This window comes from Saccharopolyspora sp. SCSIO 74807, from assembly GCF_037023755.1.
GTDB lineage: Bacteria > Actinomycetota > Actinomycetes > Mycobacteriales > Pseudonocardiaceae > Saccharopolyspora_C > Saccharopolyspora_C galaxeae.
In genome coordinates, this window is record NZ_CP146100.1 from 5,754,326 (window position 1) to 5,767,825 (window position 13,500).

General features: G+C 70.6%; 13 protein-coding genes. 8 read left to right on the forward strand and 5 right to left on the reverse strand.

The annotated features are described in order from the left end of the window. Positions 1 to 265: 265 nt before the first annotated feature. The 3 genes from V1457_RS26470 (at position 266) to gcl (ending at position 3,784) form a co-directional block, all read left to right on the forward strand. A complete protein-coding gene (locus V1457_RS26470) occupies positions 266 to 1,084 on the forward strand; it encodes a TIM barrel protein (RefSeq protein ID WP_338597629.1) in 819 nt (272 codons plus the stop codon). Continuing rightward, positions 1,081 to 1,956 carry a 2-hydroxy-3-oxopropionate reductase gene (locus V1457_RS26475; protein WP_407074729.1) on the forward strand — a complete coding sequence of 292 codons (876 nt, stop codon included), beginning with the start codon at positions 1,081 to 1,083 and terminating at the stop codon, positions 1,954 to 1,956. Before V1457_RS26470 ends, V1457_RS26475 begins: the two co-directional genes overlap by 4 nt. 136 nt (positions 1,957 to 2,092) lie before the next feature. After that, positions 2,093 to 3,784 carry a glyoxylate carboligase gene (gcl, locus tag V1457_RS26480; RefSeq protein WP_338597631.1) on the forward strand — a complete coding sequence of 564 codons (1,692 nt, stop codon included), beginning with the start codon at positions 2,093 to 2,095 and terminating at the stop codon, positions 3,782 to 3,784. A 48-nt stretch (positions 3,785 to 3,832) separates the two neighbouring features. On the opposite strand, the gene V1457_RS26485 is transcribed toward gcl, so the two are convergent. Next, on the reverse strand, positions 3,833 to 4,624 hold the full coding sequence (locus V1457_RS26485) for a crotonase/enoyl-CoA hydratase family protein (RefSeq protein ID WP_338597633.1): 792 nt from the start codon (positions 4,622 to 4,624) through the stop codon (positions 3,833 to 3,835). Positions 4,625 to 4,784: 160 nt separating this feature from the next. Between V1457_RS26485 and V1457_RS26490 the strand changes: the two genes are divergently transcribed. Then, positions 4,785 to 5,387, forward strand: coding sequence for a TetR/AcrR family transcriptional regulator (locus tag V1457_RS26490; protein ID WP_200072170.1), 603 nt, complete (start codon positions 4,785 to 4,787; stop codon positions 5,385 to 5,387). Here the strand turns inward: V1457_RS26490 and V1457_RS26495 are convergent. Together V1457_RS26495 and V1457_RS26500 are read right to left on the reverse strand one after the other, a co-directional pair. Beyond that, the gene (locus V1457_RS26495; protein ID WP_200072169.1) at positions 5,380 to 6,390 is read right to left on the reverse strand and encodes an ABC transporter substrate-binding protein; all 1,011 of its coding nucleotides are present in this window, start codon (positions 6,388 to 6,390) and stop codon (positions 5,380 to 5,382) included. The genes V1457_RS26490 and V1457_RS26495 overlap by 8 nt on opposite strands. 153 nt (positions 6,391 to 6,543) lie before the next feature. Further along, positions 6,544 to 6,966, reverse strand: a complete 423-nt coding sequence (locus V1457_RS26500) for a TIGR03618 family F420-dependent PPOX class oxidoreductase (RefSeq protein ID WP_295145252.1) — start codon at positions 6,964 to 6,966, stop codon at positions 6,544 to 6,546. A gap of 137 nt (positions 6,967 to 7,103) precedes the next feature. Between V1457_RS26500 and V1457_RS26505 the strand changes: the two genes are divergently transcribed. After that, positions 7,104 to 8,093 (forward strand): MDR family oxidoreductase, encoded by a 990-nt coding sequence (locus V1457_RS26505; RefSeq protein ID WP_338597637.1) that lies wholly within the window; start codon positions 7,104 to 7,106, stop codon positions 8,091 to 8,093. Between the two features lie 12 nt (positions 8,094 to 8,105). Here the strand turns inward: V1457_RS26505 and V1457_RS26510 are convergent, their stop codons facing one another. Both V1457_RS26510 and V1457_RS26515 read right to left on the reverse strand, forming a co-directional pair. Further along, the gene (locus tag V1457_RS26510) at positions 8,106 to 8,933 is read right to left on the reverse strand and encodes a hypothetical protein (protein ID WP_338597638.1); all 828 of its coding nucleotides are present in this window, start codon (positions 8,931 to 8,933) and stop codon (positions 8,106 to 8,108) included. A gap of 102 nt (positions 8,934 to 9,035) precedes the next feature. Next, positions 9,036 to 10,286 carry an MFS transporter gene (locus V1457_RS26515; RefSeq protein ID WP_338597639.1) on the reverse strand — a complete coding sequence of 417 codons (1,251 nt, stop codon included), beginning with the start codon at positions 10,284 to 10,286 and terminating at the stop codon, positions 9,036 to 9,038. A gap of 236 nt (positions 10,287 to 10,522) precedes the next feature. On the opposite strand from V1457_RS26515, the gene V1457_RS26520 reads away from it, so the two are divergent. The 3 genes from V1457_RS26520 to V1457_RS26530 all read left to right on the forward strand — a co-directional run bounded on the left by V1457_RS26520 (position 10,523) and on the right by V1457_RS26530 (position 13,490). Continuing rightward, positions 10,523 to 10,972 (forward strand): hypothetical protein, encoded by a 450-nt coding sequence (locus V1457_RS26520; protein ID WP_338597640.1) that lies wholly within the window; start codon positions 10,523 to 10,525, stop codon positions 10,970 to 10,972. Positions 10,973 to 11,196: 224 nt separating this feature from the next. Beyond that, on the forward strand, positions 11,197 to 12,171 hold the full coding sequence (gene sbnA / locus V1457_RS26525; RefSeq protein WP_338597642.1) for a 2,3-diaminopropionate biosynthesis protein SbnA: 975 nt from the start codon (positions 11,197 to 11,199) through the stop codon (positions 12,169 to 12,171). After that, a complete protein-coding gene (locus V1457_RS26530; protein WP_338597644.1) occupies positions 12,168 to 13,490 on the forward strand; it encodes an MFS transporter in 1,323 nt (440 codons plus the stop codon). Before sbnA ends, V1457_RS26530 begins: the two co-directional genes overlap by 4 nt. The last annotated feature ends 10 nt before the right edge of the window (positions 13,491 to 13,500 follow it).

Genomic DNA, 13,500 nt, shown 5'->3' on the forward strand with positions numbered 1-13,500 from the left:
GCCGCGCGGACATTAGCGTCCGCGGACGGCCCATCGGGCGCCCACTGTGGACGGTCGTCGTCGAGCCACCGGCACTCGAAGATCGGCAGCGACCGACACCGCGAGCGATCACAGCGCGTCATTGACCACCGAAACTCGGGTCGCTAATCTATCGACACACGAAAGTATATTTCCGTATTGTGAAATAGACTGCGATTCCGCTCCGCGGAGTCCGCGGACGCCGGATCGTGGAACCCGCTCCCGACATGATGAAGGCAGGTGGCCGATGGACCCCAGCCGCTACACCGTCAACCTCTCGATCCTGTTCACTGAACTCGACCTGCTCGAACGCCCCGCGGCAGCCAAGGCCGCCGGGTTCGACGCGGTCGAGTTCTGGTGGCCGTTCCCGGAACCGGTGCCCTCCGACCACCAGGTGGACCGGTTCGCGCGCGCGATCGAACAGGCCGGGGTGTCGCTGACCGGGTTGAACTTCTTCGCCGGTGACATGCCGGGCGGCGAGCGCGGCGTGCTCTCGCACCCCGCCCGCTCCGGCGAGTTCGCCGACAACGTCGAAGTGGCCGTCGGCATCGCCGAACGCCTCGGTTGCGGCGCCTTCAACGCGCTGTACGGAAACCGCCTCGACGAGGCGAAACCCGCCGAGCAGGACGAAGTCGCGACCGAGAACCTGGTGCGGGCGGCGCGGGCGGCCGAGCGCATCGGCGCGACCGTGCTGATCGAGCCGGTCAGCGGAACACCCGCTTACCCGCTCAAGACCGCGGCCGACGCGCTGGCGGTGATCGACCGCGTGCACCGGGCCGGTCCGGTGGGCAATCTGCGGTTGTTGCTCGACCTGTACCACCTCGTGGTCAACGGCGACGACGCGACCGCGGTGATCGAGCGCAGCGGTGACTCGATCGGGCACGTGCAGATCGCGGACGCCCCGGGACGCAACGAACCCGGCACCGGTGAGATCGATTTCGCGCACTACTTCCGCGCGCTGTCCCGAACCGGCTACCGAGGCCACATCGGACTGGAGTACAAACCCAGCGGCGCCAGCGCCGCGAGCTTCGACTGGATCAACGAGCTGAACGGAGGCAACGCATGAGGATCGGTTTCGTCGGACTGGGCATCATGGGCGGCCCGATGGCGGCCAACCTCGCCGCGGCCGGGCACGAAGTGATCGGCCACAACCGCAGCAAGTCCAAAGTGGACCATTTGGTCGAGCGGGGCGGCAAGGCGGCCGCGTCGGTGGCCGAAGCCGTGCAGGACGCCGATGTCGTGGCCACGATGCTGCCGGACTCCCCGGACGTCGAAGCGGTCGTGCTCGGCGCGGACGGCGTTCTCGCGCACGCCCGCGAAGGCGCGCTGCTGATCGATTTCAGCACCATTCGCCCCGACGTGTCCCGGCAGGTGGCCGAGTCCGCCGCGGAACGCGGAATCCGGGCGCTGGACGCCCCGGTAAGCGGCGGTGAACAGGGCGCGATCGACGGTGCGCTGTCCATCATGGCCGGAGGGTCGGCCGAGGACTTCGCGGCCGCACGGGAAGTCCTCGACATCGTCGGCAAAACGATCGTCCACGTCGGACCGGCAGGTTCCGGGCAGACCGTCAAGGCCGCCAACCAGCTGATCGTCGCGGGCAACCTGAGCCTGATCGCCGAAGCGTTGACGTTCCTGGAAGCCCACGACGTCGACACCGAATCGGCGTTCCGCGTGCTCGGCGGCGGACTGGCGGGCAGCAAAGCGCTGGAGGCCAAGAACGCGAAGATGCGCGACCGCGAGTTCGGGCCGGGATTCCGGGTCGAACTGCACCACAAGGACCTCGGCATCGCGCAGAGCGCGGCACGGGAACGCGGCGTGGTCACCCCGATGACCGCCGTCGCCGCGCAGCTGATGGCAGCGGCGTTGGCGCAAGGCGACGGCGCGCTCGACCACTCCGCGCTGCAGCGCCAGATCGCCCGCCTCAGCGGACGGGAGTGATGCGCCGATCCAGCCGCGAGTGGGCGGTCCAGCGCCGCCAAGCATCCGAACCGCCCCACCCGCTCCGAGCACCGATGCACCCGCACCCGCACCCGGCCTGGGTGCGCGGACCGCACCCGAGAGGGGTTTCTACACCATGCCGAAAGTCCCTGTCATGCAGGCCGTCGCCGACGTGCTGGAGTCCGAGGGCGTGGACACCGTCTTCGGCTGTCCAGGGGCGGCCATCCTGCCGCTGTACCAGGCGCTGCAGCACCGCGACATTAACCACCTGATCGTGCGGCACGAAGAGGGCGCCACGCACATGGCCGACGGCTGGGCGCGCACCAACGGCCGCGTCGGCACCGCCATCGGCACGTCCGGCCCGGCGGGCACCAACATGATCACCGGGCTGTACACCGCGCAGGCCGACTCCATCCCGATGGTCTGCATAACCGGGCAGGCGGTGTCGTCGAAGCTGCACCAGGAGGCGTTCCAAGCCGTCGACATCGTCTCGGTCGCCGAACCCGTCACGAAGTGGTCGGTGCAGGTCAAAGAGGCCGCGCAGGCGCCGTGGATCTTCCGCGAGGCGTTCCGCACGGCCCGCTGCGGTCGACCGGGCCCGGTGCTGATCGACCTGCCGCTGGACGTCCAGCGCCAGGAGATCGAGTGGGATTCGGCGCTGGACGCACCGCTTCCCGCGCATCCCGTCGAGCCGCACCAGCCGCGGGTGGAACGCGCCTTGGACATGCTGCTGGCGGCGCAGCGTCCGCTGCTGCTGGCCGGCGGCGGAGTGGTGCTGGCCGACGCGCACGAGCAGCTTCGCGAACTCAGCGACCTGCTCGGGATTCCGGTGCAGGTCACGCTGATGGGAAAGGGCTCGTTCCCGGAGGATCACGAGCGCTTCGCCGGGATGACCGGGATCCAGACCAGCCAGCGCTACGGCAACCAGTCGTTCCTGGAATCCGACCTGGTGCTGGCGCTGGGTGCGCGGTTCGGCGATCGGCACACCGGCGCGCTGGAGGTCTACCGCGGGCAGCGGGAGTTCATCCACGTGGACATCGACCCGACGCAGATCGGGAAGGTGTTCGGCCCGGACCTCGGCGTCGTGTCGGACACCGAGCTGTTCCTGCGAGCGTTGATCTCCGCGGCACGGCGGCGAAAAGCGCAGCCGGACTACTCGCGGTGGCTGGGCCGGATCGGTGAGTTGAAGAAGACCCTGACCCGGCCGGAGGATTACGACACCACCCCGATCAAGGCTCCGCGGGTGTTCAAGGAGATCAACGAGATCTTCGGTCCGGAGACCTACTTCGTCACCGCGATCGGGCTCTACCAGATCTGGTCCGGGCAGTTCCAACGCACCCACCGGCCACGGCACTACCAGGTGTGCGGGCAGGCCGGCCCGCTCGGCTGGGAGATCCCGGCCGCGATCGGGGTGAAATCCGCCGAGCCGGATGCCGAGGTCGTGGCGGTCGTCGGGGACTACTCGTTCCAGTTCCTGGTGGAGGAACTCGCCGTCGCCGCCCAGTACCGGCTGCCGTTCGTGCTCATCATGCTCAACAACGAGTACCTGGGCCTGATCCGGATGGCCGAGGAAGGCTACGGCATGAACACCGAAGTGGACATCCACTACGACGAGCGCGGCACGGACAACGTCAAGGTGATGGAAGCCTACGGCTGCTCGGGCCGCCGGGTCGACGAGCCGGGCGAGCTGGCCGAGGCGATCGAGTGGGCGCGCGCGGAGGCCGCGGCCACCAGCAGGCCGGTGCTGGTCGAAGTGATGATCGAACGAGAGGGCAACACCGCCAACGGCGTTCGCATCGACGCCCTGACCGAACCCGAGCCGGTGTAGGAATCGCAGCGGGTGCGGCGTCCCGCCTGCGCCGCACCCGCCGTGCGCTCAGCGGCCGCGGAACTCCGCCGGCCTGCGCTCCACAAAGGACTTGATGCCTTCGCCGAAATCTTCGGTGTCGAAGACCTGCCCGCGGATGCGGGGGATTTCGGCGATGGCGGCTTCTTCGGCGGTGTCGATGAAGGTGCGCGCCGCCTGCTTCGTCGCGCGGATTCCGATCGGCGCGTTCTCGCAGATCTTGGCGGCGAGTTCCAAGGCCCGCTCGACGTGCCGCCCGTACGGCACGACCTCCTGGACGAACCCGATCTCCCGCGCGCGCTGCGCGTCGAACTCCTCGCAGAGCATCAGGTGGTACATCGCGTTGCCCCATCCGGTGCGGGTGGGGTAGCGGAAGTGCGCACCGCCCAGCGGTGCGATGCCGCGGCGGGATTCGAGCTGCTGGAACCGCGCGGTGTCGGCGGCCACCACGATGTCGGCAGCCAGCATCATCTCGATGCCGACGGTGTAGGTGATGCCCTGCACGACGGCGATGACGGGTTTGCGGCAGCGCCGCTCGCCGAGTCCGAACGGGTCGACCATGTCGTCGCGCTGCGGTTTCGCCGTCGCGTCCGGGCCGAAGAACTTCGGCATGTCCAGCCCGGCCGTGGTGTGCTCACCGGCCGAGCAGAACACCGCCGCCCACAGCTCGTCGTCCTCGTCGAAGGCGGTCAGGTGCGCGCTGAGCTGCTCGATCATCTCCGGCGTGTAGGAGTTCTTCTTCGCCTCGTTCTCAACGGTGATCACCGCGATGCGGCCCTCGGTCCGCATCGTCACGGTGCCGGGCTCGTCCTGGTCGGGCACTGCCGCTCCTGTGTTTCGGGGTTTCGCGGCCGGGCGCGGAACTGCCTGCTGCCCGGCGGGTTCGAGCGATCGGAAGCGGCGCTAGACTAAATCGTCTAGACGGAACCGTCAACAGATAGGATCCGAGCAGGCTCGCTTCCCCAGGAACAGGACTGACCGGATGAACACGACGCGCACGGCGGGGATGTCGCACAAGGAGCGACTGCTGCGCCAGGGCATGAAGATGCTCTACGCCAACGGTTTCCACGGCACCAGCGTGGACGCGTTGCTGGCGGAGTCCGGCGTGCCGAAGGGCTCCTTCTACCACCACTTCGGTTCCAAGGACGCCTTCGCGCAGGCCGTGCTGGACCGCTACGGGCGGTTCCAGGCCGAGCTGCTGGAGCGCTGGTCCGCCCGCGACGAGCTGCGTACCGCTGAGCGGATCACCGGCTACTTCGGCGAGATGGCGGAGCTGTTCGTCGAATCCGGCCACCAGCGCGCCTGCCTCGCCGGAAAGCTGTCCACCGAGGTCGCCGCGGCGTCGGAGCCGTTCCGCGCCCGGCTCGGCGAGCAGCTGCTGCAGTGGAAGCAGCAGCTGGTCGACCTGCTCGAAGGCGGCCGCGAACGCGGCGACGTGCGCACCGACAGCAGCACCGGCGACTTGGCCGACAGCATCCTCGCGCTGATCCAGGGCGCGTTCGTGATCGCACTGTCCACACGGGACACGCACGCGCTGGACGCGGTCGCCACGTCGATCTCCAGCCTGATCGAACCGGCTACCTAGCTCGTGGCCGGCGCAGCGTCGCGCGCGCCTGCTCCGGCGGCCACACCACGACCCGCTCGCCGTCCTGCCACTGCACCGTCAGCACGCGGTGCCCGACTTGCCGCCCGCTCGCAGGATCGAGCCGGAAGCGGCCGAACAGCGTCGTGCGGTCGAGCCTTCGCGCCGCCGCCAGCAACCCGGAACGGTCCGGTACACCGGCCTCGCGCAAGCAGCGGGCGGCGATGATTCCCGAAGCGAACGCTTGCGCCGCGGGGTAAGGCGGCTCGGTGCCGGTCGAATTCCGGTACGCGGCAACGAATTCCGCCGCTGTCGGCCCCTCGTCGGGTTCGGGCGCGGCGGACGGCAGCCACTGCGCGGGGCCGAGAAGTCCTTCCCGGCGATCTCCCAGTTCCGCGAGGACTTCATCGACTCCGGCACCGACGAAAGCCGCCCATCTCCCCCGCCGAAGCCGGCGCGCAACGGCGAGTTCTTCCTCGAACCGGCCGGCTACCAGCAGCACGTCGGCGTCGGGCGGTTCGACGGGCAGGGCAACGCGCTCGACGGCAAGACCGAGCCGTTCCGCGGTCTTCTCGGCACCCCGGCCGACACCGCGACCGAAGCCGGTTTCGCCGTGCAGCACCGAAACACGGCGAATCCCGGGATCTTCCCGCTGCAGCGCTTCCAACGCCCCGCGGAAGTAGCTCGCCGCGGGTGCGAGAACGTTCACCACGTGCTCCCGCGGTTCCAACCGTGCGCCGCCGTGGTTGAACACCGGCAGTTCGGTCGCCGCCGCGACCTTCGCCATCGGGCCGCTGCCGTACGGACCGAACAGCAGGTCCGGCTCGTGCTGTTCGGCCTCCCGCACGGCTGCCCGCGGATCGGGGTGCGCATCGATGACTGCGAGGCGCACCGGCCCGGGATCGGCGAACCGATCGGCCCACAACCGCAGTCCCGCGGCGCCGGCCCGGCCGTATTCCGCCAGCGCTCCGGACAACGGCGTCACCAGCACCGCACGCACAGCCATGGGCACACACCCGATCAGCGACGAGTGAGCGGACCTCGCGCTCCGGGGCGGCGGTCCGCTCACTTCTTGGTCTTGCTCTTGTCAGCGGCGGAGCCGCTGAGCAGCGATCACCCGAGCAACCGGCGTCGCTGCGCAAGCCCTGTCAACGGACTCCTAGTGGTGCGCGACGTCCTTGTTCTCCATCGAGCCCCAGCCGTGCCACCGGTCGACTTCGATCCACGCGCTGATCCGGTTGCGGTCCCGCACGTGGTACTGGTTCCCGGTGTAGTGCCGGGCGATCCGGTCGATGTCCGACAGGTCGGGATCGTCCACCAGCTCGACGACCCGGCCCTGCAGGCTGATGTGGGTGTACCAGTCGTCGGAGTCGAGCGCCGTCAGCGTCGTGCGGGGCTCGCTGCGCAGGTAGTCCAGCCGCTTGCGGCCTTCGTCCATGTTGACCAGCACGCGGCCGTCGACCCACAGGTACCAGGTGGCCACCGAGACGGGCTGGCCGTCCGGGCGCACGCTGGTGATGACCGCGGGGTTCGGCTTCTCCAGAAGTTCTTTCACCGCTTGGGGAACCGGAGGCTTCGCCACAGCTGCCCCTCCTCGATCGCATCGTGTGAACTGACCGTTCGCAGGCTATTACGATCAACTCGCGCGGGCCGCGCGGAGCATCGTGTCCACGGTGGCCGGTGTTGGCGGTGCCGCGGCCGCCAGGGTACAACGGCGGCATGGCAACCCATCGCGCTCTGGTCTCGCACGGCGACGGTCCGGCCCGGTTCGAAGAACTCTCCGAGACCGACCTGCCGGACGGTGACGTCACGGTCGACGTGCGGTACTCCTCGCTGAACTACAAGGACGGGCTCGCCGTCACCGGCAAGGGCAAGATCGCCCGCCGGTTCCCGATGGTCTGCGGGATCGACCTGGCCGGAACCGTGTCCGCATCGGACTCCCCGCAGTTCGAGCCCGGCGACGAGGTCGTGCTGACCGGCTGCGGCCTGTCCGAAACCCACCCCGGCGGGTACACCGAGCGCCAGCGGGTGCGTTCGGACTGGCTGGTGCGCAAACCGGAGGCCCTGACGCAGCTGCGCACGATGGCGATCGGCACGGCCGGGCTGACCGCGATGCTGTGCGTGCTGGAGCTCGAAGAAGCCGGCCTGTCCCCCGACCTCGACGGCGAAGTGCTCGTCACCGGCGCGGCAGGCGGTGTCGGCAGCGTCGCCGTCGCGATCCTGGCGAACCTGGGTCACCGCGTCACGGCCGCCACCGGCCGCCCGGAGGCGCACGACTACCTGCGCCGACTGGGCGCGAGCGCCTTCGTGGACCGTGAGGAACTGGCCGAGGGTTCCGGTCGGCCGCTGGACAAGCAGCGCTGGCTGGCGGCGGTGGACACCGTCGGCGGCAGCACGCTGGCCAACGTTCTCGCGCAGACCTCCTACCGCGGGTCGGTCGCGGCGTGCGGGATGGCGGGCGGCACCGACCTGCCCGCCAGCGTCATGCCGTTCATCCTGCGCGGCATCGGACTGCACGGCGTCGACTCGGTGCAGTGCCCCACCGCGGTGCGCACCAAGGCGTGGCAGCGGCTGGAGCGGGACCTGCCGCTGGAGCAGCTGGACGAGTCGACCACGGTCCACTCGTTCGACGACGTGCCGCGGCTGGCCGGCGAGATCTTGCAGGGCGGCACCCGGGGCCGGGTCGTCGTCGACATCGCAGGGAGCTGAGCGGTCGGCGTTCTAGCCGGTCGTCCTGCTTGTCGAGGGCTGGCTTGCCGACGGCTGGCTTGTCGGCGACCGGCCGGTCGGCGGCCGACCGGTTGAGGACTGCTCGGTCGACGGCTGCTGCGAACGCGCGGCGGTGATCTGCTGCGTCGGGGTGTCCGGCGTCGCCAAGCTGGCGCTGACGGTGCGCTGCAAGTGCCGATGCGCGTTGCCGAGCTCCTTGCGCAAGCCGTTGACCTGGTCGGTGAGCTTGTCCCCCTCGGCCAGCGACCCGGTTTCGATCGCGCGCAGGAGCACTCCGAGGTGGCCGTGCAACCGCTGGTGCACCGTGCTGAAGGTGATCACTTGCTGCTGCAGCTCCAGGTCCGGCCCGGTGCGCGCCACCGCCTTCACCATCGTTTCCTGCCACCGCTGGGCGGACTGGTGGTAGTGCCGGTCCGCGGCGAGCCGGTAGTGCGGCGCCACCCCGGAGTCCAGCGCGACGCGGACCAGCTCATTGCTGGTGTCGAGCAGTTCGCGGGCGCTCATGGTCACCGCGTAGGCCCATTCCCACTGCTCGGCCTGCGTGCTGGCGCGGCGTTCCTGGCGCGCCTCTTCGAGCTGGCTGCGGGCGTGCTTGACCTGCTCCCAGGCCCGTTCCGCCTGGGTGTGGGAGTTGCGGGCCGCCTCGGCGGCCTTCTCGGCGTTGCTCTCGGAAGCCGCGGCCATGCGGCGGATCGACTCCGAGCGCTGCATCGCCTGCCGGGCCTCCCGGCGGGCCAGCCACAGCTGCCAGCCGGCGACGCCCACGGCGATGATCGCCAGTCCGGCAGCGATCGACGTGACCACCTGCTCCACTCGCATGGGGCCACACCCTGACACGGCGATCGCGGCTATCCGGCATCGGTGCGCGGAATCTCACGGAATTTCATATGAGTGGCCGCTTGTGCGCACCGCGCACCGGGACTAGGGAGTGTCCGCGCGGGCGCGCAGGGTGAGCAGCACGACGGCGGTCGCGGCTAGTGCGGCCACGAAAGTGGCGAAGGTGATGCCGGACGGGATCAGCCCGAACGCTTCGGACGCGGCGCCCTCGCCGATCACCGGGATGGCGATGCCGACGTAGAGCAGCACGAAGAAGCTCGAGGTGATCTCGCCGCGCCGCGCGGCGGGACCGGCCGCGGTGACCGATCCCAGTCCGGCGCGGAAGCTGAGCCCCTGCCCCAGCCCGGCGATGACGGCGCCGGTGAGCAGCAGGCCGAGCGAGCGCGCAGGCAGGCTCGAACCGACCAGGACCATCCCGGCGATGAGCCCGCCGCAGCCGGTGATCAAGGCGCGCTGCCCGCCCAGCCGCGGTGACAGCGTTTGCCCCGCGGTGGACGCGAGGAACAGCACGAACACCACACCGCCGATCAACGCGCGGTTGTGCTCCCCCAGCAGTTCGCCCAGGAACGAGGGGGAAACCGCGGTGAACAGCCCCAGCACCGCGAACCCGGCGAATCCCGCGATGCCCGCGCGGATGAACACGCCGCGCATCTCGGCGGGCACTTGGACGCGCTGCGGCCGCAACTGCGGACGGTCGACCGGGCGCACCGGCTCCGGCACGAATACGAGTGCGAGCAGTGCGAGCAAGACCAACGCCGCTTGCATGACGAACGGCATCACCAGCGGCAGCGGCAAGTACTGCGACACCGCGCCCGCCAGCAGCGGCCCGGCGCCCAACCCGCCCATGTTGACCGCCGCCGCGACCAGTCCGGCCCGTTTCGGATCCGGCGCGAGGTCGACGATCGTCGCCGTCGCGGTACCGGTGAAGATCCCGGCCGACAACCCGGAGATCACCCGCCCCACCAGCAGCCAGCCCACGGCCGGGTGCAGCACGAACACCAGGGCCGAGACCGCCGAGAGCACCAGTCCGGCAGCCAGCATCCGGCGCCGCCCCACCTGGTCCGACCAGTGCCCGAACAGCAGCAGGCCCGCTATGACCCCGGCGGCGTAGACCGCGAACACCACGGTCGTCATCAGCCCGCCGAACCCGAACAGCTGCTCGTACAACGGGTACAGCGGCGTCGGCAGCGTCGTGCCGAGCATCGCGACCCCGAACGCCACGGCCACCAGCGCGACCGCGGGCCATCCCGTCACCTGCCCGCGGGCGCGGTCCGGACGCGTCCCAGCCGCGTCAGCTCGGAAGCCGTCCGACGGGGTGCCGGAAGCGCGTGCCATTCGGGCCTCCTCGTTGTTGCCGGTCCACACCGGGCGCCAACCACGAGCGGGCCGCCGGGATTCCGAGCGACTGTTCGGCCGCGAACCGCGCGAGCGCCGGTTCCACCGTGCCGCCCCCGCCGGGAGATCGCGCGGCACGCCGGGAATGCCGGTTGCAGGTGCGCCGAGAAATCCCGGCCGAGTGACGACCACCATGCCCGGCCCGTGATCGGAGAAGGCATTGTTAGGCTGGCGTCATGCGGAAAGGGATCAGGTTTTCCCAGCGGCGGTTCGCCCCGCTGGTACTGTTCGCCCTTTCAGCTTTCCTGATGTGCGCATTGCCGCCGCACGCACCGCACGCCGAAGCGAGTCCGGTGGCGAACGCGGCCGCCGTTTCCGCTTCCGCGCCGGCGGCGGCGGACGACTCCGGTTCCACACATTCACCAGGCGCCGCGCACGGGCACGACGACCACTCCGGCACCGGCCCGGTGTGCCACGCCGTCGGTGGTTCGCACGTTGCCGTCCCGCTGCCACCGTCCCAGTCTTCGCAGCTAGAGCTGCTGGGATTGCTCGCTCTGGCGCTGATCGTCGCGGCGGGCCTGCTGCGCCCCGGCTCATCGCGGCCGGTGTCGTCCTGGTCGACCGGACCGCGACGGCCGCTGGCCGGCTTCCCCCTGTTGATCTCCCTCGGCGTGTCGCGCACCTGATTCGCGCCCCGGCGCTGCGCTGTTCGCTGAATTCCAGCTGAGAATTCCCTGAGCGGTCGCGGCGCTTTTCTCATTTCACCGGTGATGATCCGTGCGGCGCCTTCGCCGCCGCACGGCCGCGTCCCGCATTTCTCCGTTCGTGCACCGCCCCCGCGTGTGGGCGGCGGTGTTTCCCGTGAATTCGGCCGCGCGGCCGGAACCTGCGCGGCCGGGAGGGTGTCGCAGTGGAATTCGACTCCGTTCTGGACTGCGTCGGCGCCACCCCGCTGGTGCGCCTGCGCCGATGCTTCCCGGGCCGAGACGTGCTCGCCAAGCTGGAAATGCTCAACCCGTGCGGAAGCATGAAGGACCGCCCGGCCCGCTACATCGTCGAGCAGGGCCTGCGCGAGGGAACCCTGGTGCCGGGGATGCGGCTGGTGGAGAGCACCTCCGGCAACCTCGGCATCGCGCTCGCCGTGGCCGCCCGGACGCACGGGCTCTCGTTCACCGCCGTGGTCGACCCCAACACCTCGACGACGAACCTCCGCTTGCTGGAGCTGTTCGGCGCCGACGTCGACATGGTCACCGAGCCGGACGACGCGGGCGGCTACCTGCACACCCGCGTGCGCCGCGCGCGGGCGCACGCGCAGGCGGACCCCGGCGTCGTCTGGATCAACCAGTACGCGAACCAGCGCAACTGGCGCGCCTACTACGAATCGGTGGGAGCTGAGATCCTCAGCGCCGTCAGCGGGCCGATCGACTGCCTCGTGGCCCCCGTCTCGACGACGGGATCGTTGCAGGGCACCGCACGCCGCCTGCGGGAGGTCCATCCAGCGATGCGGGTCGTGGCGGTGGACGCCGTCGGATCGGTGATCTTCGGGGCGGAGCCCGGCACCCGCCGCATCCCCGGCTTCGGCGCGAGCCGGGTCCCGGAGATCCTCAACGCCGCGGAGGTCGACGAGGTCCTGCACGTCGGCGACGCCGCCAGCACCACCGGATGCCGGCGGCTGGTCCGGACCGAAGGCGTCCTGGGCGGCGGTTCCTCCGGCGCGGTGATCTCCGCCTTGGACCGGCTGCTGCCCCGCCTGCCGGAGTCGGCGCGGGTGGTCGCGCTGCTGCCCGACCGGGGCGAGCGCTACCTGGACACCGTCTACGACGACGCGTGGGCCGAACAAGTGCTGCGCGACGACGTCGGCAGCGACCTGGCGGAGGCGCCGTGAGCACCGCCGAGCACCGCCATCGGCGCAACATCGCGCTGCTGTGGGCAGGGCAGTTCACCAACACCGCCGGTTTGATGATGCTGGTGCCGATCATGCCGTTCTACATCGAGGGAATGGGCGTGACCGGCACGGCGCAGGTGCAGACCTGGGCCGGAGTCGCCATCGCGGCCCCGGCGCTGGCGCTGACCGCGGCCACCCCGCTGTGGGGCAGGCTCGGCGACCGGATCGGGCGGCACTGGATGGTGGTTCGCGCCCTGGCGGGCCTGGCGCTGTCGATGGTGGTCATGGCCCTGGCCGCGAACCCGGTGGTGCTCGTCGCCGGGCGACTGCTGCAAGGGAGCCTGGGTGGCGTCGTGGAAGCGGCCCAGGCGTTCGCAGGCTCGGCCGCGCCGGGCGGCAAGCGGGGAGCCGCGCTGGGGAAGTCGTTCAGCGCTACCGCCGCGGGATCGCTGATCGGTCCGCTGGCCGGGGGTTTCCTCGTCGGCGCCGGCGGGCTCAGCGGGCTCATGCTCGCGGTCGGGGCCATTGCGGGATTGCTCGCGGTGGCGTGCGCCGCGGGCCTGCGCGAACCGCGCTCGGCCGAACCCGCCGTTCGCGGCACCGGGCACGCGTCGCGCGGCGGGTTCCGTCGGCTACCCGGTGCTCTGCCGCTCGCGGTGGCGGCGGTGGCGGCCTACTTCGGCGTGTACGGCTTGATCCCGGTTTTCGCCGAGCACGTCCAGCGGAGCTATCCGGCGGACGGCGCCGGGATGTGGGTCGGCGTGTTCCAGTCGTTGACCTGGGGCGCGACGCTGCTCGGGTCGTTCTGGTGGGGCCGCCACAACGACCTGGCGCAGCGGCCGGTGCGCGCGCTGACCATCGCCTCCGGTGTCTGCGCGGTGAGCATCGCGGCGCAGGCGCTTCCGCTCGGCGCGGTGGGACTGGCCCTGCTGCGGCTCGTGCAGGGAGCCGCGTTCGCCGGGTTGGCCCAGTCGTTGTTCTTCCACGTCAGCAGGCACGCGCCCGCGGATCGCCGCAGCGGTCTGATCGGCACGGCCAACAGCTTCCTGCTCGCCGGGCAGTCCGCAGGGCCGCTGCTGGCCGGTCCCATGGCGGCGGTCTTCCCGCCGGCGCTGTCGATCGTCCTGATGGGCTCGGCAGGTGCGCTCGCCTTCGCCTGCTGTCTGCCGGTGGCCCGGGCGGAGCGCGCTCGCGGCACCGATGCTGCTTCGACGTTGCCGGTGAAGCGGCGGATGAGCGGCGAGCTGGACCTCCCGGCCGAGCGGACGATCCCGATCGCCGTGGGCGGGAACTCCGGCGGTTCGCGGCTCGAACGGTGAACCGCCGGGT